The sequence below is a fragment of the Leptospira montravelensis genome (genome assembly GCF_004770045.1).
Classification (GTDB): Bacteria; Spirochaetota; Leptospiria; order Leptospirales; family Leptospiraceae; genus Leptospira_A; species Leptospira_A montravelensis.
This window is the reverse complement of the sequence record NZ_RQFO01000004.1, coordinates 896,641-923,484: the sequence shown is the minus strand read 5'-3', so window position 1 is coordinate 923,484 and position 26,844 is coordinate 896,641. Positions and strand designations below refer to the sequence as shown.

Genomic DNA, 26,844 nt, shown 5'->3' with positions numbered 1-26,844 from the left:
TCTTCCTACATCACATATCGGAGGAATCCGAAATTCCCTTAAGTGTTTTTTTTCGATGATTTAAGAGAAAAACAAACTCACCTTTGGCATTGGGCGGATCTTTCGCCAATTCCCTAGGATTTGCATAGTAAAGTACCTCTTCAAAGGTCTTTGTCAACTCCCTTCCCACAAGCACTTCGGTTTCCGGAAAGAGTTCTTCTAACATGGGGTAGAGTCTTGGGAGTTTGTGGACGGATTCATAAAAAACCACTAGTCCATCGATTTCAGAGGCTCTTTCTAATTCTCGGCGTTTTTTACTCGGTTTTTCAGAGAGGAACCCTAAAAAATACGTGGGATTGACCTGAAATCCAGAAACAGAAAGTAGAGCAGTTAGGGCGGAAGCACCTGGCACCGGGACAATACGAATTCCCTTTTCCCTGGCCGTGCGCACCATCTGACTTCCGGGATCGGAAACCCCAGGGGTTCCTGCATCAGAAACCAGTGCCATCGATTTCCCAGCTTTTAGCTGTTCTAGGACATTGGCATAGGGAGTTTCCGAACTGTCTTTATAAAGGGCAAGCACCGGTGTTGCGATTTCCAATTTGGAAAATAAGGACCTGGTTTCTTTGGCCGATTCGCAAAGTACGAGATCCACTTCTTTAAAGATTTCTAAGGCCCTTAGAGTGATGTCTCCCAGATTTCCAATGGGAGTGGCCACTACATAAAGGGCACCTGCTTCACGTTTATGGGCCAATGTATTGGCATCCTGGTGGGGTGGCCCCTGCGGGACAAGTACATGCAAGGTCATTATTTCCCTTCGTACAAGGGTTACATGCTGTGCCTAAAGCACAAGAGCTAGGGGTAGAACAAGAAGGATTGGCACAAATCGTAGTGTTACAACCAGCTCCAGTGGCACAAAGTGTTTGGATATCGTTTACCTTGTTGGGAATGGCACAGGTACTTGTGGGTGTCGACGGATTGGATATCAATCCCCCAGTTAACATAGAACGTAGAGTAAAGTTGTAAATCTGGCATTTTTGAAAGAATTCGGCTCCTGGCGGGGGAACCGCAAAACGAATCCTTTTTGTAACTATTTTCGAGGATTCGGTGGACGCTTCATAAGGAAGGTGTGGGAAACTGGGTTGAACCCCATCTTCTAACCACTCGCCTTGGATGGTTTGGATGATCCCAGGAAAGGCAGTGGTGATATAGAGATTGTAACCTTGGAACTGTGGTTCTCTGTTGGTGACAAAATAACGTAGCACATACTCCGGCCTTGGATCCACGGTTTGCGTGGCTTCCAACTTAAAATCATTGGTGATATTGCTATTCACAGCCACCACAGAAAGGATCTGCGGAACACTTGGTGGAACCAGAAAAATAAACGGAGCTACAGGTGTATCCGTATTGGTTCCGCAATGAAAAAAAGAGAGAAAAGATATGCAGACTAAGTAAATTGGATGTAAAGAGGGAAAACGCATTCTATTTCTCGTTTCCCTTCCAAGTTTTCAGGAATTCAATCTATGGGAATCCAAAAAAAAATACTCTTTGTGTCCATTTCAATGATTGGGCTTTTTTTTCTCATTTTACTCGTAATGGGTGGAGAGGACGAAGAAGAAGCTCGCCGTAAAAAAGAAAGAAGTTCGCAGGCCCTTGCCTTATTTGGGGGAGGATCCAACACTCCTAAAGGCACCAACCGATTGGGGGTGCGTGGGGAGGACTCTGGATCCATCTTCGATTCCGATTACTATAATGCTGGTGGCATGCGTTATGAAGAAGATGGGTCAATTGCCAATTCCGAAGCCGGAGAAATTCCGATCAATCCCCAAACGGGAAAACCTTACCCTCCGGAAGCTATGCAGGCTTTTGAGGAACTGAGAGAACAATTTCCTGATAATGATTTGATTCCGAAACGACTTACCCCTGAAGAGAAAACAAAACAGGCTGAGTTCAACCAAAAGTTAGCAAGAGCCACAAATTCTGTGTTTGGTGGAGCAGCTAATGCCACGGATGTTACTCTCTATTATAACCATGTAAAAAAACAAGGGAAGGATCGATTGGAAATTATCAACTACCTAATTGAAACACAAGGTGGTGACGATCCAGAAATGGACAAAAAGTTCCAGGAAATTTTGAAAAATATTCAATTCCAAAATGAACAAATTGAAAAGGAAGCTGCCAATGCCTTCGAAAAAGCGGGCATTTCTCCTTAGAACTAACTTTCCTTGGAAAGAATCGGATACCGGTAACTGGATTTTGGATCCAGACCGTATTCGTCCAAATGAAACGAGGGAGGTAACCTCTCTCGTTTCCATTGCGCTATCGTAAATAGTTTATTAAATTTCTTTAGATACCCAAGTAAGGTGTCTGTTTTTTCCCAAGGAAATTCTTGTTTTAAATTTTCCAGACAATCCAAGTCATCTAATCCCAAAAAGACAAGTTTCTTCTCGATCGATTGTAAGATGGGATAGGGCATTAAATCTTTTTCATCTTCTTGGTGTTCAGACAAAGGTTTTAGTTCGGCAGTCGGTTTTGTATTACGTAAAGTTTGGATCGAATCTTTGGGTGAAATAAAACGGTTGTTTCCTTTTTGAATATCATCCAAAAACTCTAATAAAAATTCTTTGCTAACGCCTGCTAGGGGTGCTATAGAGCCCGAGGAATCTCCATCCATAGTTGTGTAACCAACAGCGGCTTCACTTCGGTTCCCTGTAGATAAAAGTAAATGTCCGTTTAGATTAGCAAGTAACCAAACGAGCGGCGAACGAACTCTTGCTTGGATATTCTGCAAAGGTAAATCATGTTCTTTCCAGTTCAGAGTTTTTCCAAGAACCGATTCAATGAGTTTTACTGATGTATCCACAGCCTCATCGATGGGAATGGAATAAAATCGGCAATTGAGTTCTTTGGCTAGAGTTTCTGCAATTGTTTCTGTAAGGTCGGAATTGTTAACGGTTTTTTGGTAAATGGTAACAAGCAGATTGGATTCATCCAATCCTAGAGTGGTAAAAATAGAATCACCATTTTCCTGTTTGGCGATTTCTTTCATCGCAGAAACGAGAAGGGCACAAGTGGCACTATCCGCACCACCCGAAAGGGAAAGTGTAAAACCTTTGGTTTTTGATTTCCTTAAATAATCAAAAAGACCTAAACAAACCGCTTTTGTAAATTCTTCATAAGAGGAAAGATTTACCGAATTTCCTGAATCGTCCGGTCCTGATTCTTTACGTTTGTCGAGAACGGTAAAACCATTGGATGTTTTAGGTTCCACATTGTTTTTTTGTTTCAGTTGGATTTTCGGAATTTCTTCCCTCTGTATTTTGGGATTGGATTCTCGAAAAGCACGTGCTTTCGCTCCTCGAATCTCCAATGGATCAAAGGAGTAGGAGGTAATTTGATAAGGAGAAAAGGATAACCTAGGGCCTTCGCTTACTAAATTTCCTCGGGATGCGAAAATGGCTCCACCTTCAAAGATAATTCGTCCAGATTCATTCCCAATCAAATTGGTAAAAACTTGTAAATTACACTGGTTTCTACTGGATTCAGTAAAAATTTGTTTTCTGATGTTTTGTTTTCCTATCGCAAAGTGGGAAGCTCCAGGAGAAAATAAAACATCAATTCCTTGAATGCTATAGAAAGAAGACGGTTTTAATACAGACCAACTATCCTCACAAATCTCCACTCCAAAATTCCAGTGTTCGGTTTGGAAAATAAAATGTCCAAAGGGAACTTCTTCTTTAGCAAAGGAAATGGTTTTATTGATAAAATCTGATTCGCAGTGAAACCAACGACGTTCATAGTGTACGCCAGTGTTCGCTAAATTTAGTTTTGGAATTATGGCAACCACCTTTCCACCAAAAAGGACTGCCATACAATTGTACAAAAAAGAACCAACAAAAACAGGAAGGCCCACAAGGATGATTTGGTTAGGGGATATATCTTTTAATTTAAGTAAAATTTCTTCGGAACGTTTCCAAACAGAAGGTTTATAAAAAGCATCTTCACATCCATAACCAGAAATACAAAGTTCTGGAAAAAGAATGCAGTCTGCATTGTTTGATTCTGGGCTGTTGATTGCCTGAACAATTGATTCAAAGTTCCCAAGAAAGTCGAGGGGAGTTGTGTTCAGTGTAACTGCGGCAATTTTAATTTTTGGCATCAGAGAAAACTCGGTTATAAATCTTTTCTGATGCACCTCTGTTTTCTACAACAAAGTTTCGATTTCCGTTTCCCATCTTTTCGCGTAATGTTTTGTTTTGCACAAGTAAGGCAAATTTTTCTACAAATTTAATTTCCGTTTCTGTTTTAAAAAGTCCACCTAATTCCTGCATAACGATTGCTTCCGGTGCATTGGATATTTTGGGGCCTGTAATGACAGCAAGGCCAAGGGCCGCAGGTTCTATCGTATTGTGAACCCTATGTGTGAAGGCACCACCCACATAAGCAAAACTGCCGTATTGGTAGGCAAATGCCAAAATTCCCATCAGATCAAAAAGAAGAAATTTGGGTAGTGGTTCTCCCGGATTGAGTTTAGAAAAAACTTTCACTGTGCCAAATTCTTTGAGTTTGGGGATCCATTGTTCCATACGTTCTGTTTCCCATTTGTGTGGAAAAATCCAATAATAGGATTCATCTGTATGTTCCTTTAAATACGCCATAAAATGTTTTTCACAAATGCCGTAAGTGGAACCGAGGATGATGGGTTTATTTTTGGATAAAAAATCTTTTTGTTCCGAAACAAAGTTGGTAAAGGTTGGATTCGGTGATTTTGTTTCTAATTTACCAAGTACAGATTCAAATCTTGTGTCTCCTAACACAGAAAAGTCGGTGTTTTCTTTTACCAAACCTTTAAATTCTTTTGCCATCAGTTCGTGGCTTGGATAAATTCCTGTGAGATAACGAAAGGAAGCTTTCGTTAGGGATCGTATGAGGGGATTTTTTCTGGAGGACTCAGAAGACAAACTGGCACAAGTTAAGTAGGTTTTTGTACCCATTCGGTTTGCTGTTTTTAAAAGATTCGGCCAAGTGTCCCAAGCCATGACAAAGAGAACTTTCGGTACAAACTTTTGAAAGATGGTATCATAAGCATGGGGAAGGTCTAGGGGAAGATAAAAATATACATCTGCCAATGGATCAGAAAAGGTAGTTTCTTTTACTGAGGAAGAAAACACAGACTGGATGATAAAAACATCCTTACGTTTTTTCCGAATGGTTTCTGTCATTGCTCGCGCCTGGTCCAGTTCGCCAACGCTTGCTGCATGAAGCCAAATCACCGTTTTTCCTTCAGCGGATTTTGAAAAAATCAGTTGGAGAGTACGATCTCTTTTACTTAATTCTTCTCTAATTCGATTTACAAAGAAAGAAAGAAATTTTAAGACAAAATAAATAATGAAAACAAAAATATTGTAAAAAAAATATACCATTTAGCGTTTGTTACCCCAGGTATCGTTCACTTCCGAACCAGGATAGATGAAAGTTCTTTTATCGATCACAAAACTCAAATTGTCAAAGTATAAATGAAATTCACCTTTCTTTTGTGAAGTTAAACTTTTTAAACGAAAAGCGGCAAAGGAAATAGGAAAAGACATAGATTGGATGAGCCTTGTGTTTTCTTTAGGTAGGTTGATCGAAAATTCCAATCTTCGCCATCCCACAAAATTCAAAGTCCCTAAATCAAAATACAAATCCTTAGATTTTTTTTGAGAAAGTCCCATGCTTAAATTGATATGATGTCCCTCTGAATACACCCAAAGGATTCCTTGGATGGGCATTCCGAGTGGCAGTAATATGGGTTCTTTCGGGCGTACTTCCCAGTGGTCTAGTCTTGGATTTTCTACATAACTTTGTAAAAGAAAACTGGTTTGGTTTTGTAACTGAGGGTATCCTGATTCTTTTAAGAGTGTGGTCTCTTGTAAAAAGGCTTCTGATTTAGGAACGGAGGCGGCAAATTGGGTGACCGCTAAAAAGGAATCCACGCGGTAAAAATCCCAAGGTCTTTCTCCTTCAAAATCCTCTACAAGAAAGAGAAGGTAGTTGGAATCGATGGTCAGGGCTGATTTTAGAATATGGACACGACCCGCTTCGTCTGGATCATGGGGCCTCGGAAGAGACAAAAGACCGGAAAACATGAGGAGCATACCCAAACAGAATGTGATTTTTTTTGCAGTTTTCATGATTTCTCACTTTTCGAAAGACCAAAAACGTGTACTCTGTTCTTATCAAAGGAAAGGAATCCGCACGTCATGGGCCGCCGCGACAATTTGAAAATACTCACAACTGCCATTCTAGTGGTCCTACTTCTTTCATCGTTCATTTTTGCATTTATCTATAGAAACGAAATTTACCAAAAACTCCAAACCATCGGAAAAAACCGGGAAGTGGAGATGGTAGATAGAGAAATCGAAAGAGAAAATCCCAAAATCCCCGCTCCCAAAGAAAATTTCACTCAAACAGAAACCAAAGAATCGCTAGAAGATCGTTCCAAACTTCCCGAATTACCGAGTTTAGACGATATGGAGCCGGAATCCAATCAGCCACGTTCTGTTTCTGTGGCCGCCTCCGCGAAGACAAAAGAAAAGATGGATCCTGCCGCTCGTTTGCAGGATAAGTTGGACCAAGTAGAAGAATCCATCTCTCCAAAAGAAGACCTTAAAAAAACTAAAAAAACTCCTGCCAAAGAAGAAGTGGTTTCCGAAGGAGTGGAATCTTCTCCTACAACAAAACAACCTAAGGCAGAGACTAAAGATTCGATCAAACCAAACCAAAAACCTGATTCCAAAGTAGTAAGTTCACCGAAAGCAGAGCCAAAACAAGTTCGGACTAAAAAGTATAATTCTATTTCAGAAAAGAAACAAAGTAAAAAAGTCAAAAAAACATACCTTACGCAAAAACCTTCTAAAACAAAAGACTCAGGAGAAGTGACTTCCTCCAGTTTGGAAGTGAGGATGCGGAATGTAGAACAAAAACTCTCTACGCAAAACGATAGGAATGAAAAACGATTTGTTGAGATCGAACGACGTATTGATTCCTTAGAAAAAGCGTTAGCAAAGTAATTGTGGCCGAATACGGTTCTTTGTATCTTTCCATCCAAAACTCGCTAAAGGATTTATATCCGAATCGGTCCCTCGTGATCATAGCTGTGTCCAAAACCAAACCTTATGAAGTGGTAAGAGAAGCATACCTCCAAGGAATACGTGAGTTCGGTGAAAACTATATTCCCGAAGCGATCGCAAAATTCACAAAACTAAGAGAAGAGTTTCCGGAGGCAGAATCCTCCGTCCATTTACACCATATTGGACCCGTACAATCGGGAACCTTGCGGAAGTTATTCGGTATTTTTTCACATACTCATGGTGTGGGCAGTATCTCGTCTTTAAAGGAACTTTTGAAACGTGCTGAAAAAGAAAAAAAACAAATTCGTTATTTCATCCAGGCCAATCTTACAGAAGAAAATACAAAACATGGAATGGGTTTTGAGACCTTACGAAATATGAAAGATACCCTTTCCAGTTACCAAAATGAATTTTGTATTTGGGAAGGTTTTATGGGAATGGGCCCTTCAACAGGTGATTTGGCCGAAACAAAAGAAGTGTTTTCCTTACTTGCGGAATTACGTGATACATATTTTCCCGATAAAAAATTATCGATGGGAATGAGTGGTGATTTTGAAATCGCTGCCTCTTTAGGATCTGATTACTTGCGAATTGGGTCGAAGATTTTTGGAGAAAGGGAATAAACAAATGAATTCAATAGAAACAGTAGGTATCGTAGGCCTGGGTAAAATGGGTGGGGCAATCGCATCTGCGCTTGTGAAAAAAGGAACCAAGGTGTATGGATTTGATCCCAATCTAAAAGAGTCTCACTTGGAAGGTGTGGTTCTTGTCAAAACACTTGAGGCCATTCGTAATGAGACCGAAGTCATTGTGATCGCTGTGAAACCAAACCTTGTGGTTCCTGTATTAAAAGAATTTTCGAAACCTGCTACTTTTGTATCCATTGCTGCCGGAATTTCTTTTTCGCAAATCACGGAAAATGCACCCAGTGGGTCTTTGGCTGTGCGAGTGATGCCTAATTTACCGCTTGTAGCAGAAAGGGGAGCCTTTGCTTACTTTTGCGAAGACAATGCGGTAACGAACGTTGAACAATTGTTTTATGGAATGGGAACTGGGATTCGAGTGGCTAAAGAATCTCTCATGGATGCAGTGACAGGGCTTTCTGGATCTGGTCCTGCCTATGTATTAACGTTTTTACAAGCGATGACGGAAGGTGGATTGCAAGAAGGACTCAGTTACGAGGAGTCTTTATCTTTGGCAATGGAAACCATAGAGGGAACTCTTGCGTATTTTCGCTCTTTACGCAAAGAAGATAAAAACTTACATCCTATGGAAGTGAAAAATTGGGTCACTTCTCCTGGTGGAACTACCATTCATGGATTGGATGCATTGGAAAGGGGAGGATTCTCAACCGCCGTTAGAGATGCAATTCATAGAGCGACGGAGAGAAGTAAAGAATTAGGGAAAGGATAAAAACGGTTGCGCGGACAGGATTCGAACCTGTGGCCTTTGGGTTATGAGCCCAACGAGCTACCAGCTGCTCCACCGCGCGGTATAAAACCAGTATTTTAAAGATTGGTTAATTGTCAACATAAACATTATGAAAACTTCTCTATTTTCTTCCGTTCGTAAATTTATCGATTTCCATCAAAATCTTACTTTACAGTAGTCAAAAAAGACGAATGATTCCTATCTTATACAGAATTCTGGCGGTGCGTTTTGTCTTTTAAAGAAAACACTGATATCGTTTTTGAGCATTACGAAAAAAAAATCTACGACCAAAAACAACTACTGGAAATCTCTCGTGCCCTAAATTCCACGTTAGACTATAAGTATTTAATTGATGCTATTTTGAATATTTGTTTGGCTCAGTTGCAAACTCTACATGCAGCCATGTATTTGGAGCCGGAAATTGACTTAGGATTGTTCAAACTTGAACCCCAATCCATAAAAGGATTTGAACTCAGCTCAGAAGAACAAAACTACGAAATAAAAATCGATAGTCCTCTCATTCATTATTTTGAAGAGAAACCCAAAGCCATCACAATGGACCAGATCCTCCTGATGGATACACTCAAATCCATTCCCGACATCACTTACCTTCGTAAAATGGGAGCAGAGATTCTTGTTCCTTTGAATGCTAAGGGTAAGGTCAATGGTCTTCTCGTTCTCGGTGACAAAATGACTTCCGAAGAATTTTTGGAAGATGAAAAAGAATTTATGACCACTCTTGCCAACCTGGCAGGGATTGCTGTAGACAATGCAAGGTTGTATGAGCTGGCAACGGTAGATATGATGACAGGACTCAAAATTCATCATTATTTCCAAACCAAACTCAAAGAAGAGATGGATCGTTGTCGTAAAAAAGGAACTAAGTTGTGTTTACTTTTTACGGATGTGGATCATTTCAAAAGTTTTAATGATACCTATGGACACCAAGCGGGTGATGTGGTTCTCATTGAAGTGGCAAAACAATTGATCAATGCTGCCCTTCGCCATCACATTCCTGCAAGATACGGTGGGGAAGAGTTTTGTCTTGTGATGCCGGGAGCAACGGAAGAAGAAGCCATGACCAAGGGAGAAGAAATTCGAAAAGCAGTTGAGTCCATGATTGTGAAAAATCCGAATGATGGAACCGATCTAAAGGTAACTCTGTCTGTGGGAGTTTCCAGCTTTCGTACTACCGACAGAAACAATAAAGACCTGATTGAAAGGGCCGACAAAGCACTATACCAGGCTAAACATTCTGGTAGAAACCGCACAATTTGTTATAAAGATTAGGAAATTTGCCGATGGGTAGAGTATGGCAGAGCCAGCATACCTACTCAACGATCTTTCGCCATCGGTTTCTTCCGATGTATATGAATCCATTCGCAATCGTGCTTTGGGTCTTTCTTCGTATGATTTTCAACCTTACTCTTGTTTTATCGAATACAAGACAAAAGATGAAAATACAGGAATTGAATATCGGGATTGTATTGTAGATTATACTCGATGTCCCAATTCTCGTTGTATCAAAAAATTAGTGTAGTTTTTTCCTTTGTTTTGTTTGGGGCCTGTAACCCAGGCCCTGTTCGTGTCCACCAAACCTCTGTTCCTTTTACTCTAACCAAAAATCTACCTCCGCATTCCACTATTTCCATTTCGGATGAGGGAACTCATTTACTGATTCATGGTTTGGAGTCTTCTGGCCAATCCTTGTCATTATTATGGGACACAGGTTCTGATTTGAGTTTTTATGATTCGCCTTCCTCTGAAGAGAGTAAGGAATTTCGGTTGGGTGAAAAACGGTTTATTTTAAAAAATAAAAAAGGGGTTTTGCCTGAATCGATTCCGGGGCTCCTGGGCCTTGATTTTTTTCGTGGCAGTTGTATTTTCTGGATAGGAGAGGTGTTAAAACAATTTCCTGAAACTTCCCCGTTTTGTGAACACCCCGATGCTTACTTATCACTGGATTTCAAATTTCTGAATATCAAAAAGAAAGGGGATCATTATTATGCACAATTTGAGTATCCGGAGGGTCATATTTCCTTTGGCCTTGTCGACACAGGTTCCTCTTTAAACCTTTTGCCTAAGGGAGCTCAGGATAGGTTTCTTGGAGAAAAGAAGGTATTTCTTGCAGGGAATAAAATCCAAAAGGCAAACTTAATGAAGTCGACTTCTGTCTTTTATTTGGTGACGAAGGTTGGAACCCGCGAAGAATACAGGCAAGTCCAGTTTCTCACTGGAATTTCACTTGAGAATTTCCTTTTGCCGGGGGACAAGGATAGGGAAGAGGTTTGGGTGATCGGACTCGACATCCTCAGGACTCGTCCCCTGTTTTGGGACTTCTCTCGGGGGCGTGTGGGAATTGTTCATTCCAAAAACTAAGGTGAAAGAAAAAGAAAAAATCATAGTAGCAATGAGTGGTGGGGTAGATAGCGCTGTAGCCGCAGGACTACTTATGGAAGAAGGTTACGATGTCATCGGTGTCAACCTACGTACTTGGGAATATGAAGCACCAGCCTGTGATACCACGAAAAAATCCTGCTGTTCTCCCGAAGACATTCGTGATGCACGTGATGTAGGTCTTTCTTTAAACATTCCTTTTTATGTAATTAAAATGGAAAAAGTATTTGGAGAACGAGTCATCGACCGTTTTATTAATGATTATAAAGATGGAAGAACGCCAAACCCTTGTGTAGAGTGTAATACCTTTGTGAAGTTTGGTGCTCTTTTCGAACAAGCCAAAATATTAGGTATAGAAAAAATTGCCACAGGCCACTATGCCCGTGTCGTCGAAGTGGATGGACGTTACGCAATCCGTAATGCTGTTGACATGAAAAAAAACCAAGCGTACTATTTGTACGGTTTGTCCCAAGAAAATATTAAAAATACAGTTTTCCCTCTTGGTGAAATGGACAAAGCACAGGTGCGGGAAATCGCAAAACGTATGGGTCTACCTGTAGCAGAAAAACCTGAATCACAAGAGATTTGTTTTATCCCTGAAAATGATTATAGATCTTTTTTGAAGAAAAAGGGAATGGAGTTCACTCCAGGATTTTTTAAACTAGCCTCAGGCCAGATCATTGGCAAACACCAAGGAAAAGAAGGATTCACGATCGGACAAAGAAAGGGACTTGGAATCGCTTGGAAAAATCCATTATATGTTTTGGCCATCGAAGATGACGGAACAGTTGTCCTTGGGGAAGAAGAAGAAACGGTTTCCGAATCTTTTATATTGGAAGAGATTACCTACCAAGCACTTAGCCCAATGGAAGTGGGTGACTCAAAAGAAATGAAAGTCCAAATTCGTTATAGAAGTGCACCTGTTCATTGTAAGGTGACTTCATTGGGAAATACTTGGAAAGTAAAATTTCTGGAAGATGTGAAAAGTGTAACTCCAGGACAATCTGCTACATTTTATGAAACCAATGGAGATTATCTACTGGCAGGTGGGATCATCCAAAAAGGTTCCATTACAAGAAAGGTAAAAACAAATTTTGTTTTAGAGGCGGAGAGCGTTACCATTTGAAATCGGTAGAAGGTAAAACAATCCTCATCATTGGAGGGGGATTGTTACAAGTTCCCATCATCCAAACGGCAAAAACCATGCGACTTCATACAGTCGTAGCTGATATGAATCCATCTTCCATTGGATTTCAAATTGCAGACGAATCCATAGTCATGTCCACAAAGGATGTGGAAGGAATGGTTCGAGAATCGAAAAAATTTGCCCAAAATTCGCCGATTCATGGCGTGATCACTGCGGGAACCGATGCTAGTATGACGGTGGCTGCTGTAGCCTCTGCTTTACAGTTACCAGGAATTCGTTTTGTGGATGCAGAAGCTGCATCTAACAAAGTAAAGATGCGTCAAAGGCTAAAGGAATTCGGAATGCCAATTCCTCGTTTTGCAGCTGTTTGGTCTCTATTAGATGCCAAAGAGGCCCTGGATTCATTGACCTTTCCATTGGTAATGAAACCAGCTGACAATATGGGGGCTCGAGGTGTCATCAAGGTGAATCATAAAGATGACTTACCTTCGGCTTTTAGACATGCAAAACGGTTTTGTCCTACTGGTGAATTGATTTTAGAGGAATATATGGAAGGTCCTGAACTTTCCGTGGATGCCTTAGCCTTCCAAGGCCAAATTCGAATGACAGGTATTGCTGACAGGATCATCGAAAGAGAACCTTATTTTATTGAAGTCGGACATAACATGCCTTCGGCGATGTCGAAAGAGATTTTGGACGAAGTGGAACGAGTGATGGCAGGCGGAATGCGGGCACTGGGTATCCATTTAGGTGCCGGTAAAGGGGATATCAAAGTCACTAAAGAAGGAGTCAAAATTGGGGAAATTGCGGCAAGACTATCCGGTGGGTTTATGTCTGCGTTTACCTATCCTTTATCTACTGGTGTCAATTTAAACCGTGCTGCCCTTCTTATTTCTCTTGGCGAAACACCAGACAATTTAGATCCAGTGCTAAATCGTGTATCCATCGAACGTTCGTTACTTTCTAAACCAGGAAAACTCATTTCCATTGGTGGAGTGGAAGAGATAAAAAAAATAGATGGAGTTTCAGAAGTTTTTATCCAATCAAAACCAGGGGATATCATTAAAGAACCTACCAATAACATTGATAAGTCGGGACATGTCATCATTGTTGCTGAAAATTTAAAAGATGCAGAAGTAGTTTTTGAAAAAGTCAAACAAACCATTCGGTTTGAAGTGGATGAGCAGTTTTCTATTACAGAAAAAGAGATAGGTGACCAAGCAAGAATTCGTTTTGGAAAGGATATTTGTTGGGTTTGTAAACAATGTGATGGAAGTAATTGTGCTTCCGGGATTCCTGGAATGGGCGGTGTGGGTCGCATGGAAACCTTCCATGACAATAGTGTCGCTCTTTCTGAATATTCCATTTTGCCGGGATATATCCGTGACCATATAATTCCTGAAATTCATACAAGGTTTTTAGGATACGATTTAAAAACTCCAATTATGGCAGCACCAATGACTGGTGTTGGGACCAATATGAATTTTGTAATGACCGATGCAGATTATGCCAACCTAGTGGTTCGGTCCTTTGTTCAAAATGGAAGCCTTGCTTGGCTAGGTGATGGTGCTTCTCCTGAAAAATACAAAATCATGTTAGATAGTTTGAAAAAAGCATCTGGAAAAGGGATTTTAATCTGCAAACCAAGAGAAGATGAATCCATGTTAGTGGATCGTTTTTCCGAGGCAGAGGCGGACGGAGTGTTCGCACTTGGGATGGATATTGATGCTGTAAATTTCAAAACGATGGTTCAAAAGAACTTATCGAGTATCACAAGACCTCTTGATCGTTTGGTTCGTTTAAAAGAGAAAACAAAACTGCCATTTATCTTAAAAGGGATTATGAATCCAGAAGATGCGAAACTTGCGGTGGAAGGTGGATTTTCTGCTATCGTTGTTTCAAACCACGGAGGAAGGGTATTGGATGGAATGCCAGGAACCGCTCGTGTTCTTCCAAAAATTGCGGAAGCAGTAAAAGGTAAAATTCCTCTCCTTGTAGATGGAGGCATACGCTCCGGTATGGATGTTTTTAAGATGTTGGCCCTTGGTGCTGATGCTGTTTTACTTGGACGACCTGTAGCCATTTCACTTGTTGGTGGAGAAGAAGCAGGAATTCGTTTTCTTTTACAAAAATATTCGGAAGAACTAAAACAATCAATGAGTGTTACCGGAGCCAAAACTTTGGTGGACATCAAGCGAACAATGTTGCTTCATAAACTTCACGGTTGACTATGGATAAGGAAATCAAAGACCCCGATGGAATTTTAAAGGTTATCACCGCACTTTTCGGGAAACTGCCAGCATATATTGTCAATTTGGACAAAGAGTATCCAGTGAAGATCATTGCTTTGAAAAATAAAGCACTTGTTATTAACACTAATTTAAAATTTCCTAGTAGAGACCGAATCCTGACAGTAGTGCATAATGGTAGTAAATTTTTAGCACATTTTCTTGTGGCAGGCGGCGACGGGAACGGAATCGAAATTCTAACACCTGTTAAAATTCAGATTACTGCTGCCACTCGACAAGGATCACGGGTAGAGGCTAGTCAAATCCAAACGGGAATGGTTGTTTCTAATATCATTAACGTAAATGATGTTTCTAAAGCCATTGGGTTTGATGATAAAAAAGTTGATGCCATCCTTCTTGCTTACAGAACAAAACTCACCAAAGCTTTTCCTCTATCTTCCATTTTTTTTGCAGGTCGTATGGACAACCGATTGCGGCTAATGCACCATTATGACAAAGATATTTTTATCATAGATCGTAAGGAAAAGTCTACAGCTACGGCTGATTTTTTTCCTTTTGATGAGTATTTGAGAATTTTCGAAAGTTCTAAAATTGCAGATTCCTTCACCTCCGAAATTTGTGTTCCTATTAAATACAAGGGTTATGTTCATCTTGGTTATGTACAGGTTTTAGCAGAAAAACCTCTAGACCTTGAAATCTATAAACAAATCCAAACCTTTGCCAATGCTGTGAGTCGTGATATCATTAGTACCGGCGTGTTCCAAGAATCCCGCGATATTTGCCAAGTTATGGATTTAAGTATGGGCGGTATTAGTTTTATCCACGCGCCGTCTCGGTCATTTTCTAGGTCTGTCACTTTAAATGGCACAATCCTTTTTGATTTAAACTTAGAAGAGGGCAAACGAGTTACCATTCGCGGGATCATCAAAAATATTCGTAACCAAGAGACTAACTTTCGTGTGGGTTGCCAATTCTATAACCTAACAGAAAAAGATTTAGAAATCCTGGGGGAGTTTTTGGATGCGGGGAAAGCAGAAGAAGGGGAAGTTATAGAACAAAACCCTCCTCAAGAATCTTCGACGGAAGAACTCGTTTCGGAAGAAAACTCACCCGTTGTGGGAGCTGACGAGGAACCAGGGGATCCTTTTGGGGAAACAATGGATTCAGAGTTTCCCTCAGATGAACCAACGCAAGAATCCTAAATAATGTCATCTTATAAATCCGTCATACGATATCCTTACACGGGTAAGACGGTTTTAACATTTTTAACTACAAAATTTCCTTATCATACGCAAGAGGAGTGGCAATTCCTTTTGGAAGCAAAACGTGTGAAAGTACAGGACCAAATGGCTACAGCAGATTTGGTACTCAGAGAAGGTGATACTTTAACTTACGAACCGATTCCCGGTAGGATTCAGGAGCCAGAAGTTGATACAAACTATGTAATCTTGAAAGAAACAGAGGACTTTCTTTTTGTAGATAAACCGGGAAATTTACCGATGCACCCTGCGGGCAGGTACCGCACACGAACTCTCTTAAACCTTCTTGAGAAAACGTATCCTACAGTCATCCCGGTGCACAGACTAGACCGGGAAACTTCGGGGATTGTCATCTTTGCCAAATCAGAAGAGAGTCGCACTTGGCTTCAAAAAAAATTTGAATTGAGGGAAGTTCAAAAAGAATATCTAGCAGTCGTCCGTGGTTTTTTTGAAAAAGAAACTAAGTTGGACGGGTTTATCGGAAAGGATTTGGAATCGGCCATTCGTAAAAAAATGAAATTCTCTTTAGAAGAATTTTTGGATTCTAAATCAGTTTCTACCAATTTTATACCTTTACGTTATAATAATTCACAAAACATAAGTTTGGTTCTCGTCAGGCCTGTTACAGGGAGAATTCATCAAATCCGTGTGAGCCTTCTTTATTTGGGTTATCCGATTCTTGGAGATAAACTATATGGTCCGCGCGAAACAATGTTTTTGGATTTTGTTAAGTCTGGACTCACCAAAGAATTGTTGGCAGAACTTGGAGCGGAAAGGCAACTTCTACATGCACATAGCATAAGTTATATGGATGAGCGGATCCCTTTACAAATCACTGTGAAATCCAATCCGCTTCCGGAAATAGAATCTCTCTTCCCCAATCACTATGATTTAATCTACTCGTAATGTTTTGAAATAACTCCACCTCTCTATTTTTGAATGGTTTTGAAAAGATTTATAAGCTAAATCCTGGACAAAAGAATAGAACTCCTTACTATTATAGAATGTATGGATCACCAACCTACCCTAACCAAGGATAAAAATGAAAACTAAGTTAATACTTTTATTCTTTATCCTTTCTTCGAGTCAAGCATGCTCTGAAGAAAGGATCATTCCTGATGAAATGGATATTCATAATCAGGATACACGGCAACTGTTCAATGTAGACGTGAATTTACTAGATCTAATAAAACCTGGTAAAACTACCGAGTTAGAGCTATACCAAATTTTGGGACGAAAAATAATGGAAAGACTTTCCTTCTCTCCTATTCTTCCTTATCAGTATCGAAAAAAAAATGTCCCTATCGATAGATTCATTATGTATGAGGGGGGAAAGGGCATTGTCCAAAAAACAAATAAATCGAACACCTCAACTATTTACGAAGTTTTATTAGTAAATTTGTATCTCTATAAAGGAATAGTCCAATTCTATTCAGTCATTCTTTTTGATAAAGAAAGGGATATTGTCACTTTAGAAAGTAGCATTGATGCCTTAGAAATGTATCACGAATTTAAACGGCAAAATCGACCAATGTCCATCTGGGGTTACGAGCGCTGTACTTCAAAATATTTCCAAATCAAAATGTTACACTATGACACTAAACCGAACCGATATATAAATGCGAATAAAGAAACCTGCTATTGGGAAGAACCTGATTTTGAAAAGAAATTAGCGAAGAATAAAGAATACCAAGATTTTTTAAACGATCCCCATTGTGGGAAAAAACTTTTAGAGATGGGTTACATTCCGCCTGTTGCAAAATGGAAAGGGAAATGAAGTTTATAGGTATCTCTTTATTCATTTTTTTATATTATATGATAATTCTACCTTCTCATCCTCATTTATATAGTTGGTTGCATGCAGTTTTAGTGATAATGTTTGGATGGAAGGAAGTTCAAAAAGGGATACCCGAATTGTATATCTCATTACCAAGTTTAGTCTATTGGTTATATATATTTTACGCTTTTGTTCGTATGATTATCGGAGATCGTTATCTCCGATAAGAAACGGAAAAATTAGAATATTTGAAAAGATATCAGACTTTGCAGCTGTGAAAGGCTTTCACTAAAAATTTAAAAAGTAAATAAATACGGAAGTTCAATGACAAATATTCCATCAGAGGCAGATTTTGAGAGGGCAAAAAGAAAAAGCAAAAAACGCTATCTGAATATTGATAAGATTGAGGCAGAGTGTATGAATTTTTTTCAAGACATTTGCCCAAATGCATCTCACAAGGTTTTTGTCTTCGTTGAAAATGAAAAAAATTTCGTTTAATAGTATTTTTTAAACAAGATAAAGACATATTAATCTCGGAGAAAAATGGATCTAGAAAGAAATTAGAAGATTATTTTCATTCAAATTTTGAAAAGTATGGGAAAGGACAAAAAGACGATTTAAAAATTCTATTTGAATTTGATTCGGATGAGAATGTAAATAAAAACTTTGATGGAGATTACTATGTACGTTTGCATTAGTTGTCTGTCGATCTTTGGCATAAACTCGAGAAAATATTATGAAAAGAATCATCAAACTACGAGCTGAGGTTCTTAGGGATTGCCTTTGGATATTAACAGATGAAGGTACTTTCGAAGAACCGGAGTATCCTTATGAAAATGCTGGACTCTATTTAAGTGACGACTTAAAAGAAGAGCTCGAGAACTGGAGAAATTGGTATGAGAAGGGTTTTGACTATGAATACCCTCCAGATTCCATTGAATTTTCTGAGGAAGAACAACAAGCATTCGAATCTAAAGGCATAGAGATTTGGAAGAAACTAAAAAAAGAGTTAGATGGCGAATTCGAGGTTCAATATAAAAGTATGCTTAATAATAAGGTCTATACCGAAATTGAAGATTATTTAAAAGACTTTCCTTAATCCTAAAGCTATCTTGACTTTCGAAGGCCAATCAAATATAACAGCTAACAAAATGTTATCAGAGGTTAATTATGCCCACAATTGAATTTGATCAAAAATTTCAAGATCTCTGCGAACAGATGATCGAGATTGCATTTGAATTTGTAGATTTCAATAAAAAAGAAGTAGATACAATATTTGTATTTGGATCTTTAGAGGGAAATATTATCGCATACGAGCTTATTTATAGAATTAATGGCAAATTATCGGAAGTTCATAATCTGAATGTCGCATCGAAAAAGAAATATGACCTTAGTGATGCAAGGGTTATTTCTCTTCTTCGAGAAGGGGGGAAATCTTTGAAAGAAGTAAGGGAACTCTTTTTGCAAGCTAAACGAGAAGTTCCGACATTTTTGAAAATGGCCTACTTTCCAAAGATTGGTAAGTTCAATATTGATATTAGTTATGAACTTCATTATACAAATCACAAAGAATGGACAGCTGGAGATATTTTTAATCAATGGGTCGAGGAACTCAAGAAATCAGACAATCAAGAGAATATGCCTAAACAGGACAAAGGCTGGCTTTCTAAATTTTTCCAATCTAAAATCTTTTGATCGCGGCAAAGGTATAGCAGGGTTCCGACTGGCCATATATTCTTTACGATTAAAAATAGAATGTTGCTAGCCTTAAATAATTAAAATTATCTTGGTTTTTTCTATTTCTGACGGATACGCAATAGCCAAACAAACACAGGCTTTATATCTAAATATTTTCCAGATATTCAATCGACCAAATATCTTACTAGCTATTCGAAAGTAGGAAAGAATTTTGATTGAAACTTGTGTTAGAGGAAGTGCTCGGTTGCATAGTGTTCCTTTGCTGTCAACATTGTCTTTTTTCTTTTTTCGGAAGTCGAAAAGTATTTCACTTTGAACACTTGAACCAACATCAAACTCATCATCTCTGATTGTTTGATGGAAATCATCTGCAGATGAGTGAGTCTTTTCTGTATCTAATTTGGAAAAGATGTTAAGATCATGCAATGGCTGGAAATTCGATTTGAATTATAAACGGTGCATTGAGTCTTCCCCAATCATAAACACTATGTCCCATAGCTTTTAATAAAAATCCAATTTAGAATTCGCCTTTCCTCCGATCTTTCTATAAAGAGAGAGGAGGCTTTTGCAAAGGATGGCAGGAGCAGGCAGATTACTAAAGGATTCCGATAAAATTGTATTTGGTGAGTTTTGGACTGCAAAACAACGCCAAGGACATCCAATTCATCATACCGTAAGTTATAGAGCATCATTTAAGCCAGAACTTCCTTCTTTTTTTATGAAGGAATTTTTAAAAAAGAAAAATAGGGTCGTTTACGATCCGTTTGGTGGTCGTGGAACTACGGCCATACAGGCAAATATTGAAGGACATGTGGCGGTTCATAACGACATCCATCCATTGTCTATTTTTCTTGCGAGCGCTAGGCAATATGTACCGCGACTTGAAGATTTAGAAAAAAAGTTAAATTCTTTGGATTTGGATAGAGAAGTTGAGGATGATCCATTTGATAGCAACCTTCTTCCTTTTTTTCATCCACGCACTCTCAAAGAAATTAAAAATCTGAAACGATATATGGCGGAAGATCCGTCTGTGGAAATGAAGTTTATTTCACTAATCGCTCTCTCAAGGTTACATGGACATAGCACTGGATTTTTTTCGGTGTATACTTTTCCTCAAGTATCAATACCCCCTGAGTCGCAGGCCAAAAATAATATCAAGAGGGGACAATCGCCAGAATATCGTCCCGTCAAACCTAGAATTTATCAAAAGATGAAACGCGATTTAGCATTACCAATTCCGCCGTTTTACCATGAATTTTCTAAAAACAATTTGTATTCCTTAAATTCGGCAAATTCTGTTCCTGATATCGATTCTGAATCTGTGGATTTGATTGTGACTTCACCACCTTTCCTAGATAAGGTGGACTATGAAGGAGACAATTGGTTACGCCACTGGTTTCTTGATATCAAAAAGTCAAAAGATAGAAAACTCAGTATCTTTAGTAATTTAAATGATTGGAATGAGTTCATTCGTTCTACTTTAAAGGAATCCGCTAGGGTCTTAAAAAAAGGATCTTATATGGTAATGGAAGTGGGTGAAGTCAAAAAAGGAAATTCTATTCTTTATTTGGATGAGGATGTGGTGAGAATGGCCGAAGGGACAGGACTTGTTTGGAACAAAACCTATGTCCATACGCAAAGTTTCACAAAACTTTCGAATTGTTGGCAGGTATCCAACAACGAAAAGGGCACAAATTCCAATCGTTGTGTTGTTTTTAGGAAAGTTTTATAAGTCTAATGTATATGAAACAAATTCGAAATCTTTTCATACTTTCTCTTTTTGTATTCATTGGGTCTGTCGGCAGTATTGTTATTTATTCTACTTTGTCTGCCGATCCTTTGGATTCCCATCCCATCGAAATTTCGATCAAACAAAAATCTCCGGGTAAGTATGAGTTGGAAATGTTTTTACCAAAAGATTTTGGATTTCAGATGGAAGCACCGCATCGTATTTTTTTGTCAGGTGCTGATGGACTCAAAGTTTTAAATGCTGATTTGAAACTGAAAGGTCCAGTGCACCCTAAAAAACCAGAATACTTTGAATATGTAAGACCCTTAACCTTCCAAGTGGAAGGAAAAGGGAAGTTGCAGGTAGATGCAAAATTGTTTTATTGTAATTTTGTGAAAAACATTTGTATTCCAGCAAAAGTAAACAAAACGTTTTCTATTTAATGATCAATTGAAGACTTAGAATTTTATTCTAAGTCTTTTGTCACCAGACGTTTTAAGTTTGGTTTTTGGATTTGGTATAAGAAAAAATACCTTCCACCCACAGAAATGTTTTTATCTACAATCTTACCTTCTTTGGAAATCTCGCGAAGTTCTTTACGTCCCTTATCAGTCAGATTGGGGATTGTATAAGTTTTTAATAAATTTAAGGATTTTTGTTCTGCGATAGTTTTTGCTTCTTCTAACCTTGCGTTTTCTGTTTCCAAAACGCTAGAGACAGCAACTTGAAATAATGTATCAGAGATAAATCCTTCTTTGGCTTTCGTAAATTCTAAAACAGTAATATTTTCTGTATCTTTACTTTGAGGGGCAACATCTTTGGTTTCTTTGGATTTACAATTCCAAATAAGAATAACGATAGTTAAAGAAAGTATAATTTTTGTTAGTGATTTGTTCATCTACAATTTCCTAGGTTCTGATATGGGAGTTTTTTCCACACGTTCCATTAATTTAGGTTGGATGTTGCGGAATAGGAAAGCACATTTTGTTCGGTCCGAATAATCTTCTTTGTAGAGTTGAAGGCCATCAAAAAACCAGGCAAAGTTGTGTAAGTTTTCTACAGGATTTTCTTTCATCTCTTGGGGATTCCCCCTAACTTCGCCTAGGTTCTGACCAGCGATTTGCGGTTGGGATGGATTTGTAGTGGATAACCCTTGGGTTGTCTGCGCGTTTTGAAGTAAGATGGGAGTGGCCGCAGTTGTGGGACTGATTTGTGTACTCGTTGCGGTGGCAGCGTTTTGGGCTGCATTGGTAGCAATCCTTGTTTGCCGTTCCTTTCCTTCTAAGGATGCATTATATTCGCTGAATCCTTCTCCGAGCCTGTGTTTTTGTCTTTGGATTTGGAGTAGGTACGGTAGGCTTACTTTTTCTCTTTCGATAAAGGCTCTACGTTTACAATCTTCTCGTCTTGTAAATCCAGAAACTTCTTTGTAAGTGACAGGAATTTCGACTTTGACTTGGAAAAATTCACGAGAAATAAACCCTTCGTCTTTTTCATTGAGTAGAGCTTGTTCCACATAATTGGGATCAGCAATGGTAAAGAGGCGGCAGGAACAAAAGAGACTTAAAATTAGAAGTTTACGAACCATTTCCAACTTCAAGACTAGTAGATGATGTCGAAATTACGAATCTTTTTCCTTTGTTTCTTACTACAATTTTTGCCTCTTTTTTCCGAGGACCAATTTTTTGGAACTTCCGAATCCCAATTCCGAGAAAAAATAAAAACAGTTCGTTTGGAAAACGGACTGACTGTTGTGATGATGAAACGAGGTACTTCGCCAACTGTGGCATTGTACATCAAATTTCTTGTGGGTGCTGTGGATGAAACACCAGAAGAAGCGGGTACGGCACATCTTTTAGAGCATATGCTCTTCAAAGGAACAAAAACTGTGGGAACCACAGACTTTGAAAAAGAAGAAAAATACCAAAAACAAATCGAAGTTTGGGGAACGGAGCTTGATGACATCAAACTCAAAATTCGAGATCTCACCACAAGGGGAGAATCCATTCCTTCTTCTTTGCAAAATGAAGCGGATACTTTGAATCGTAGATTAAAGAATCTAATCCAATTACAAGACGGCTTTATTGTAAAAAACGAAGACTCCTATATTTATGAACAAAATGGTGAAGTGGGATTCAATGCTTATACTTCGCAAGATGTAACCAACTACCAAATCCAACTTCCTAACAACCGAATCGAAGTTTGGGCAAAGATCGAATCGGATAGATTAAAAAATCCTATTTTAAGAGAATATTATACAGAAAGAGATGTAGTCATCGAAGAACGTCGGATGCGAACTGATGATAGTGGTGCCGGTGTCCTTAGAGAAAAATTTTTCTCCCTTGCCTTTGAAAGCCATCCATATAGAAAACCGGTGATTGGATATTCCACAGGCCTACCATTTTTGAAAATTGAAGATACAAAGGCTTTTTTTCAAAAACATTATACTCCCGATCGGATGGTGATTTCTGTTGTTGGACAATTTGATTTTGAAGAAACAGAGGCCATTATTCGAAAGTATTTTTCAGATCTAAAACCAGGAAAACCAAGACCCACTTATAAAGTGGAAGAAAAATCGTTTCCAGGTGAAAAACGATTTAAGGTGTACCATCCATCCGGAAGTCAAATGATGATGGGTTTTTTAAAACCTCCCTATCCGCATAAAGACAATTCTTCTTTTGATGTACTGTCCACTGTCCTTACTTCAGGAACAGGATCTAGGTTGTACAAACGACTCGTTTTAGAAGAAAAACTGGCAGTAAGTGTGGGAGCGGCCAATGGGTATCCTGGTGAAAGATACCAAAATTATTTTGTATTTTTTGTTAAACCAAGAGAGGATGCCAAACCAGAAGTCATAGAAAATATCATCTGGGATGAGTTATCAAAAATTAAAGAAAACGGGATTCCAAAAGAGGAACTTGATAAAGTAAAAAATCAAATGGTTTCGGACTTTATCAAAACCTTAGATGAAAATGCAAGTATTGCGGATTTATTAAGTTACTATCAGTTGTTATACGGAGATTGGGCGGGTCTTTTCCGCCAATATACTTCGATTATACAAACTTCCTCCCAAGAAATTCAAACTCTTGTTCCTAAATATTTATCCAAAGACAAGGTTGTGATTGGTGTATTGGAAGACGTAAGGAAAAAATCAGAATGAAACGTATTTATTTATTTTTAGTTGTTTTTAGTTTTTATAACCTTTCTGCCAGGGAGATGGGTGAATTTGTCAGTGATTTAAAATTCAAACCACTAGAGTTTGAAGTTCCAGAAATCAAATCCGTAAAACATTCGTCAGGTGTTGAGGTTTTTTCGTTAAAAAATTCTGAGTTCCCGATTGTATATGCAGATTTTTATGTTTATCATGGGAGAAAACACTTAGGAAAACGTTCTGTTGAAATCACAAGATTACTAGAAGATACTTGGGAATTATCAGGATCAAAAACATATCCCAGAGAAAAGTTTTTAGAAACTTTGGAATTTTATGGGGCTACTTTTTCTGTATCGATCGATTATGAAAAAACCGTTTTTAGCATAGCCTATTTAAAATCCACAGAGAAAGAAGTCCTTCCTGTTTTGCAGTCTTTTTTTACTGCACCGTATTTAGATGAGTCATTACTAAATACTACGAAAGGAAAACTCACCGAAGAAATCAAACGTAGGAATGACAATCCAACTGCCCTCGGTTCCAGAAAAGCAAAAGAAGCTCTGTTTCGGGGGACTTTAGCTGGCACTTCTATGCAAATCACTTCTTTGGAATCCCTAAGTTTAGAAGATTTAGTTCAATTTCAAAAAGAGATTTTATCGGCAAAAAAACGAAGGTTTCTTGTCACAGGGGATTATGAGATCCAATCTTTTGAGAATTTTTTTCCTAAGTTAGATGAAAATACTAGTGTACAGGATTCGGAACTTATTACTCCTTCCTTACTCGCTGAAAATGTAAAAAAAGAAGGTAAAGACATTCGTCTTGTAATAAAGGATGTAAACCAAACTTTTATTTCTATGATAGGGGTTCTTCCTGAACACAATCATCCTGATTTTTACGCCATCCAAGTTTTGAATTATATCATTGGAGCTGGTGGGTTTAACTCCTATTATATGAGAGAAATTCGAAACAATCGAGGACTTGCTTACTCTGCAGGAAGTAATACGGAGTTTCAAGAGAACTATGGAACCATCCAGTTTTTTGCTATGACAAAAACGGAATCTGCAAAAGAAGTTTTGTCTCTTATGCGAGAACTGATCCAACCAAAACTCATTGATTCGTTAACTGAAGAAGAACTCTTACGGGCAAAAAATGCAATCATCAATCAGTTTGTATTTCAGTTTGAAGATGATAAAAGGACACTTGCGAGCGAAGTTCGTAGGCGTGACCATAAAATGCCAGATAGTTATTTACAAAATTTTAGAAGTGAAATTGATAAGTTGACTCTTTCTGATTTAAATCGAGTTGGCAAATTGTATTTTCAATCGGATAAGTTGATTGTGACAATTGTTGGACCAAAATCATTGGAATCTTCTTGGAAAGGATCAGTGAAAGTATTGAATCCGGAAGATTGATGTTAACAGCAAGTTTCGAATACAAAGGTACCAAGTTTGAGGGACTTTCCGAAGGAGGGATTCGTACATCCATCATTTGCCCATCCCTTGACTTTATGTTTGATTTTGGATTTATCAATCCAGATAAAATTCATATAGGAAAAATATTATTATCTCATGCCCATTTAGATCATTCTTGTGGAATTCCATACTACGTATCACAGAGAAGTCTTCGGAAACTACCTGTTCCCAAAGTGTATCTTCCTAAAGCGTTGGAACCTAAGATGTCTCAAATTTTAAAATTATATTCTGAAATTGAAGATTTTGATTATCAATGTGAACTCATCGGTTTGGATTTTGGTGACCGCGTGGAATTAAAACCTGGTTATTTTTTTAAACCTTGGGAAAGTTTCCATAGGGTACCTTCGCAAGGTTATACGGTGTATGAAACCAAACGTAAACTTAAGAAAGAATGGACTAGTCTTAGTTCCGAAGAAATCAGAAATAAAAAAGATTTAGGTGAAGATCCAACAGAAGAAATTTCAGTTCCATTGGTTTCCTTTTCTGGTGATACTAAAATAGAATACGTATTAGAAAATGAAGATGTTCGTAAAAGTAAAATCCTATTTATGGAATGCACTTACTATTGTGATAAAAGAGATGTAAACCGCGCACGGGAATGGGGGCATACTCATTTTGATGAAATCGTTGCCCATGCATCTGCATTTGAAAACGAAGCCATAGTCCTTATCCATCCTTCTAAACGTTATAGTTACCGCGAGTTAAACGACCTTCTTCGTAAGAAAGTTCCTCCCATTTTAAAAGATAGAGTTTCTCTTTTTTTACCTCCTAAATCATGAAACCAAGACCAAGCATTTATATTCCAGAACTCGAATCATATATTGATTCTAGTTTGGTTTACAAACCAAACCCTGTGTTTGCAGAAATGGAAACCTATGCCAAAGAAAAAAACATCCCCATTGTGTCGGCAGCCACTGGAGCCGTTTTATCTCATTTGGTTTCCCTCATTCGTCCCAAACAAATCTTAGAATTGGGAACAGGTCTTGGATATTCCACTCTTTGGATGGCAGTGGGTTCCCTCGAAACTAGGTTTGTGACTGTAGACAGGTTTAAAGAACAAGCAGATCTAATGGATGGGTATGCTAGAAAAATGGGAATTCTTGAGCAAATTCATGTTAAACGGGTGACTGACTCCGTACTGGATTATTTGGCGAAGGAATCTGACGAATGGGTGAGTTCTGATTTATTTTTTGTGGATTGTGATAAAATTACCTATCCTGAAATTTTTGGAATCCTTTGGAGAGATGCAAAACCAGGGTCTTATTTTTTATTTGATAATATGCTTTGGCATGGACGAGTTTTAGCACCAGATCCGAAAAAACCATCTGATTTAGCGGTAATGGCTCTTTGGCATGAGGTGAAATCCCAAGTTTCTGGTTATACTTTGTATCCTGTCGGTGATGGATTACTCTTTTTTCAAAAGGATAAAAAATAGTAGTCAAACCT

The 26,844-nt window shown here is 38.5% G+C and carries 29 protein-coding genes and 1 tRNA gene; 22 read left to right on the top strand and 8 right to left on the bottom strand.

Annotation, left to right across the window (positions count from 1 at the left end; translation table 11 throughout):
* Positions 1-10: 10 nt before the first annotated feature.
* Both rsmI and EHQ31_RS05245 read right to left on the bottom strand, forming a co-directional pair.
* Positions 11-733 carry a 16S rRNA (cytidine(1402)-2'-O)-methyltransferase gene (rsmI, locus tag EHQ31_RS05250; RefSeq protein WP_135570213.1) on the bottom strand — a complete coding sequence of 241 codons (723 nt, stop codon included), beginning with the start codon at positions 731-733 and terminating at the stop codon, positions 11-13.
* Positions 723-1,460 (bottom strand): LIC11073 family putative lipoprotein, encoded by a 738-nt coding sequence (locus EHQ31_RS05245; RefSeq protein WP_135570211.1) that lies wholly within the window; start codon positions 1,458-1,460, stop codon positions 723-725. The genes rsmI and EHQ31_RS05245 overlap by 11 nt, the downstream gene beginning before the upstream one ends.
* A gap of 42 nt (positions 1,461-1,502) precedes the next feature.
* Here EHQ31_RS05245 and EHQ31_RS05240 point away from each other — a divergent pair, with 42 nt between their 5' ends.
* Complete coding sequence (locus EHQ31_RS05240; protein ID WP_135570209.1) at positions 1,503-2,192, top strand: LIC_20245 family lipoprotein; 690 nt, start codon at positions 1,503-1,505, stop codon at positions 2,190-2,192.
* Positions 2,193-2,194: 2 nt separating this feature from the next.
* On the opposite strand, the gene nadE is transcribed toward EHQ31_RS05240, so the two are convergent.
* Genes nadE through EHQ31_RS05225 form a run of 3 tightly spaced genes read right to left on the bottom strand, consistent with a single transcriptional unit; the run spans position 2,195 to position 6,152 of the window.
* A complete protein-coding gene (nadE, locus tag EHQ31_RS05235; protein WP_135570207.1) occupies positions 2,195-4,138 on the bottom strand; it encodes an NAD(+) synthase in 1,944 nt (647 codons plus the stop codon).
* Positions 4,125-5,402 (bottom strand): 3-deoxy-D-manno-octulosonic acid transferase, encoded by a 1,278-nt coding sequence (locus EHQ31_RS05230; RefSeq protein ID WP_135570205.1) that lies wholly within the window; start codon positions 5,400-5,402, stop codon positions 4,125-4,127. The genes nadE and EHQ31_RS05230 overlap by 14 nt, the downstream gene beginning before the upstream one ends.
* The gene (locus EHQ31_RS05225; protein ID WP_135570204.1) at positions 5,403-6,152 is read right to left on the bottom strand and encodes a flagellar filament outer layer protein FlaA; all 750 of its coding nucleotides are present in this window, start codon (positions 6,150-6,152) and stop codon (positions 5,403-5,405) included.
* A gap of 69 nt (positions 6,153-6,221) precedes the next feature.
* Between EHQ31_RS05225 and EHQ31_RS05220 the strand changes: the two genes are divergently transcribed.
* The 3 genes from EHQ31_RS05220 to proC are packed head-to-tail and all read left to right on the top strand — an operon-like array spanning position 6,222 to position 8,504.
* Positions 6,222-7,031: a hypothetical protein gene (locus EHQ31_RS05220; RefSeq protein ID WP_135570202.1), complete on the top strand. Its 810-nt coding sequence runs from the start codon at positions 6,222-6,224 to the stop codon at positions 7,029-7,031.
* A 2-nt stretch (positions 7,032-7,033) separates the two neighbouring features.
* Complete coding sequence (locus EHQ31_RS05215; protein WP_135570200.1) at positions 7,034-7,714, top strand: YggS family pyridoxal phosphate-dependent enzyme; 681 nt, start codon at positions 7,034-7,036, stop codon at positions 7,712-7,714.
* Positions 7,715-7,718: 4 nt separating this feature from the next.
* Positions 7,719-8,504, top strand: coding sequence for a pyrroline-5-carboxylate reductase (gene proC / locus EHQ31_RS05210; protein ID WP_135570198.1), 786 nt, complete (start codon positions 7,719-7,721; stop codon positions 8,502-8,504).
* A gap of 6 nt (positions 8,505-8,510) precedes the next feature.
* Here proC and EHQ31_RS05205 read toward each other — a convergent pair.
* Positions 8,511-8,583, bottom strand: a tRNA-Met gene (locus tag EHQ31_RS05205).
* 167 nt (positions 8,584-8,750) lie between these two features.
* On the opposite strand from EHQ31_RS05205, the gene EHQ31_RS05200 reads away from it, so the two are divergent.
* The 14 genes from EHQ31_RS05200 to mpl17 all read left to right on the top strand — a co-directional run bounded on the left by EHQ31_RS05200 (position 8,751) and on the right by mpl17 (position 21,221).
* On the top strand, positions 8,751-9,812 hold the full coding sequence (locus EHQ31_RS05200) for a sensor domain-containing diguanylate cyclase (RefSeq protein ID WP_135570196.1): 1,062 nt from the start codon (positions 8,751-8,753) through the stop codon (positions 9,810-9,812).
* 22 nt (positions 9,813-9,834) lie between these two features.
* Positions 9,835-10,062, top strand: coding sequence for a hypothetical protein (locus EHQ31_RS05195; RefSeq protein WP_135570194.1), 228 nt, complete (start codon positions 9,835-9,837; stop codon positions 10,060-10,062).
* Positions 10,026-10,901 (top strand): hypothetical protein, encoded by an 876-nt coding sequence (locus EHQ31_RS05190; protein WP_135570192.1) that lies wholly within the window; start codon positions 10,026-10,028, stop codon positions 10,899-10,901. The genes EHQ31_RS05195 and EHQ31_RS05190 overlap by 37 nt, the downstream gene beginning before the upstream one ends.
* Position 10,902: 1 nt before the next feature.
* Positions 10,903-12,045 carry a tRNA 2-thiouridine(34) synthase MnmA gene (mnmA, locus tag EHQ31_RS05185; protein ID WP_135570991.1) on the top strand — a complete coding sequence of 381 codons (1,143 nt, stop codon included), beginning with the start codon at positions 10,903-10,905 and terminating at the stop codon, positions 12,043-12,045.
* Positions 12,042-14,294, top strand: coding sequence for an alpha-hydroxy-acid oxidizing protein (locus EHQ31_RS05180; protein ID WP_135570190.1), 2,253 nt, complete (start codon positions 12,042-12,044; stop codon positions 14,292-14,294). The genes mnmA and EHQ31_RS05180 overlap by 4 nt, the downstream gene beginning before the upstream one ends.
* Before the next feature lie 2 nt (positions 14,295-14,296).
* The gene (locus EHQ31_RS05175) at positions 14,297-15,517 is read left to right on the top strand and encodes a PilZ domain-containing protein (protein ID WP_135570188.1); all 1,221 of its coding nucleotides are present in this window, start codon (positions 14,297-14,299) and stop codon (positions 15,515-15,517) included.
* 3 nt (positions 15,518-15,520) lie between these two features.
* Complete coding sequence (locus EHQ31_RS05170) at positions 15,521-16,480, top strand: RluA family pseudouridine synthase (protein WP_135570186.1); 960 nt, start codon at positions 15,521-15,523, stop codon at positions 16,478-16,480.
* Positions 16,481-16,616: 136 nt separating this feature from the next.
* The gene (locus tag EHQ31_RS05165; RefSeq protein ID WP_135570184.1) at positions 16,617-17,351 is read left to right on the top strand and encodes a hypothetical protein; all 735 of its coding nucleotides are present in this window, start codon (positions 16,617-16,619) and stop codon (positions 17,349-17,351) included.
* A complete protein-coding gene (locus EHQ31_RS05160) occupies positions 17,348-17,578 on the top strand; it encodes a hypothetical protein (protein WP_135570182.1) in 231 nt (76 codons plus the stop codon). The genes EHQ31_RS05165 and EHQ31_RS05160 overlap by 4 nt, the downstream gene beginning before the upstream one ends.
* 97 nt (positions 17,579-17,675) lie before the next feature.
* Positions 17,676-17,849 (top strand): hypothetical protein, encoded by a 174-nt coding sequence (locus EHQ31_RS18795; RefSeq protein WP_167481633.1) that lies wholly within the window; start codon positions 17,676-17,678, stop codon positions 17,847-17,849.
* Between the two features lie 238 nt (positions 17,850-18,087).
* The gene (locus tag EHQ31_RS05155) at positions 18,088-18,450 is read left to right on the top strand and encodes a hypothetical protein (RefSeq protein ID WP_135570179.1); all 363 of its coding nucleotides are present in this window, start codon (positions 18,088-18,090) and stop codon (positions 18,448-18,450) included.
* A gap of 71 nt (positions 18,451-18,521) precedes the next feature.
* On the top strand, positions 18,522-19,046 hold the full coding sequence (locus tag EHQ31_RS05150; RefSeq protein ID WP_135570178.1) for a hypothetical protein: 525 nt from the start codon (positions 18,522-18,524) through the stop codon (positions 19,044-19,046).
* A 577-nt stretch (positions 19,047-19,623) separates the two neighbouring features.
* Positions 19,624-20,781, top strand: a complete 1,158-nt coding sequence (locus tag EHQ31_RS05145) for a DNA methyltransferase (protein ID WP_135570176.1) — start codon at positions 19,624-19,626, stop codon at positions 20,779-20,781.
* An 11-nt stretch (positions 20,782-20,792) separates the two neighbouring features.
* Complete coding sequence (gene mpl17, locus EHQ31_RS05140) at positions 20,793-21,221, top strand: cell surface protein MPL17 (protein WP_135570174.1); 429 nt, start codon at positions 20,793-20,795, stop codon at positions 21,219-21,221.
* 23 nt (positions 21,222-21,244) lie between these two features.
* Here the strand turns inward: mpl17 and EHQ31_RS05135 are convergent, their stop codons facing one another.
* Positions 21,245-21,676 (bottom strand): lipoprotein, encoded by a 432-nt coding sequence (locus EHQ31_RS05135; RefSeq protein WP_135570172.1) that lies wholly within the window; start codon positions 21,674-21,676, stop codon positions 21,245-21,247.
* Positions 21,677-22,366 carry a hypothetical protein gene (locus EHQ31_RS05130; RefSeq protein WP_135570170.1) on the bottom strand — a complete coding sequence of 230 codons (690 nt, stop codon included), beginning with the start codon at positions 22,364-22,366 and terminating at the stop codon, positions 21,677-21,679.
* A 21-nt stretch (positions 22,367-22,387) separates the two neighbouring features.
* Between EHQ31_RS05130 and EHQ31_RS05125 the strand changes: the two genes are divergently transcribed.
* From EHQ31_RS05125 to EHQ31_RS05110, 4 genes are read left to right on the top strand one after another with little or no spacing between them, the layout of a single operon-like run.
* Positions 22,388-23,938 carry a M16 family metallopeptidase gene (locus EHQ31_RS05125; protein ID WP_135570168.1) on the top strand — a complete coding sequence of 517 codons (1,551 nt, stop codon included), beginning with the start codon at positions 22,388-22,390 and terminating at the stop codon, positions 23,936-23,938.
* Positions 23,935-25,338 (top strand): M16 family metallopeptidase, encoded by a 1,404-nt coding sequence (locus tag EHQ31_RS05120; RefSeq protein WP_135570166.1) that lies wholly within the window; start codon positions 23,935-23,937, stop codon positions 25,336-25,338. The genes EHQ31_RS05125 and EHQ31_RS05120 overlap by 4 nt, the downstream gene beginning before the upstream one ends.
* A complete protein-coding gene (locus tag EHQ31_RS05115; protein ID WP_135570989.1) occupies positions 25,338-26,177 on the top strand; it encodes an MBL fold metallo-hydrolase in 840 nt (279 codons plus the stop codon). Before EHQ31_RS05120 ends, EHQ31_RS05115 begins: the two co-directional genes overlap by 1 nt.
* A complete protein-coding gene (locus EHQ31_RS05110; protein WP_135570165.1) occupies positions 26,174-26,833 on the top strand; it encodes an O-methyltransferase in 660 nt (219 codons plus the stop codon). The genes EHQ31_RS05115 and EHQ31_RS05110 overlap by 4 nt, the downstream gene beginning before the upstream one ends.
* Positions 26,834-26,844: the final 11 nt, after the last annotated feature.

Excerpts from the sequence above, each read along its gene's own strand:
- EHQ31_RS05245 (WP_135570211.1), bottom strand. The coding sequence starts at position 1,460 with ATGCGTTTTCCCTCTTTACATCCAATTTACTTAGTCTGCATATCTTTT.
- nadE (WP_135570207.1), bottom strand. The coding sequence starts at position 4,138 with ATGCCAAAAATTAAAATTGCCGCAGTTACACTGAACACAACTCCCCTC.
- EHQ31_RS05240 (WP_135570209.1), top strand. The coding sequence starts at position 1,503 with ATGGGAATCCAAAAAAAAATACTCTTTGTGTCCATTTCAATGATTGGG.
- EHQ31_RS05120 (WP_135570166.1), top strand. The coding sequence starts at position 23,935 with ATGAAACGTATTTATTTATTTTTAGTTGTTTTTAGTTTTTATAACCTT.
- EHQ31_RS05125 (WP_135570168.1), top strand. The coding sequence starts at position 22,388 with ATGATGTCGAAATTACGAATCTTTTTCCTTTGTTTCTTACTACAATTT.
- EHQ31_RS05145 (WP_135570176.1), top strand. The coding sequence starts at position 19,624 with ATGGCAGGAGCAGGCAGATTACTAAAGGATTCCGATAAAATTGTATTT.
- EHQ31_RS05110 (WP_135570165.1), top strand. The coding sequence starts at position 26,174 with ATGAAACCAAGACCAAGCATTTATATTCCAGAACTCGAATCATATATT.
- EHQ31_RS05190 (WP_135570192.1), top strand. The coding sequence starts at position 10,026 with ATGTCCCAATTCTCGTTGTATCAAAAAATTAGTGTAGTTTTTTCCTTT.
- EHQ31_RS05155 (WP_135570179.1), top strand. The coding sequence starts at position 18,088 with ATGAAAAGAATCATCAAACTACGAGCTGAGGTTCTTAGGGATTGCCTT.
- EHQ31_RS05150 (WP_135570178.1), top strand. The coding sequence starts at position 18,522 with ATGCCCACAATTGAATTTGATCAAAAATTTCAAGATCTCTGCGAACAG.
- EHQ31_RS05175 (WP_135570188.1), top strand. The coding sequence starts at position 14,297 with ATGGATAAGGAAATCAAAGACCCCGATGGAATTTTAAAGGTTATCACC.
- EHQ31_RS05170 (WP_135570186.1), top strand. The coding sequence starts at position 15,521 with ATGTCATCTTATAAATCCGTCATACGATATCCTTACACGGGTAAGACG.
- EHQ31_RS05115 (WP_135570989.1), top strand. The coding sequence starts at position 25,338 with ATGTTAACAGCAAGTTTCGAATACAAAGGTACCAAGTTTGAGGGACTT.
- EHQ31_RS05160 (WP_135570182.1), top strand. The coding sequence starts at position 17,348 with ATGAAGTTTATAGGTATCTCTTTATTCATTTTTTTATATTATATGATA.
- proC (WP_135570198.1), top strand. The coding sequence starts at position 7,719 with ATGAATTCAATAGAAACAGTAGGTATCGTAGGCCTGGGTAAAATGGGT.
- mpl17 (WP_135570174.1), top strand. The coding sequence starts at position 20,793 with ATGAAACAAATTCGAAATCTTTTCATACTTTCTCTTTTTGTATTCATT.
- EHQ31_RS05195 (WP_135570194.1), top strand. The coding sequence starts at position 9,835 with ATGGCAGAGCCAGCATACCTACTCAACGATCTTTCGCCATCGGTTTCT.
- EHQ31_RS18795 (WP_167481633.1), top strand. The coding sequence starts at position 17,676 with ATGACAAATATTCCATCAGAGGCAGATTTTGAGAGGGCAAAAAGAAAA.
- EHQ31_RS05135 (WP_135570172.1), bottom strand. The coding sequence starts at position 21,676 with ATGAACAAATCACTAACAAAAATTATACTTTCTTTAACTATCGTTATT.
- EHQ31_RS05165 (WP_135570184.1), top strand. The coding sequence starts at position 16,617 with ATGAAAACTAAGTTAATACTTTTATTCTTTATCCTTTCTTCGAGTCAA.
- EHQ31_RS05220 (WP_135570202.1), top strand. The coding sequence starts at position 6,222 with ATGGGCCGCCGCGACAATTTGAAAATACTCACAACTGCCATTCTAGTG.
- EHQ31_RS05130 (WP_135570170.1), bottom strand. The coding sequence starts at position 22,366 with ATGGTTCGTAAACTTCTAATTTTAAGTCTCTTTTGTTCCTGCCGCCTC.
- EHQ31_RS05225 (WP_135570204.1), bottom strand. The coding sequence starts at position 6,152 with ATGAAAACTGCAAAAAAAATCACATTCTGTTTGGGTATGCTCCTCATG.
- EHQ31_RS05230 (WP_135570205.1), bottom strand. The coding sequence starts at position 5,402 with ATGGTATATTTTTTTTACAATATTTTTGTTTTCATTATTTATTTTGTC.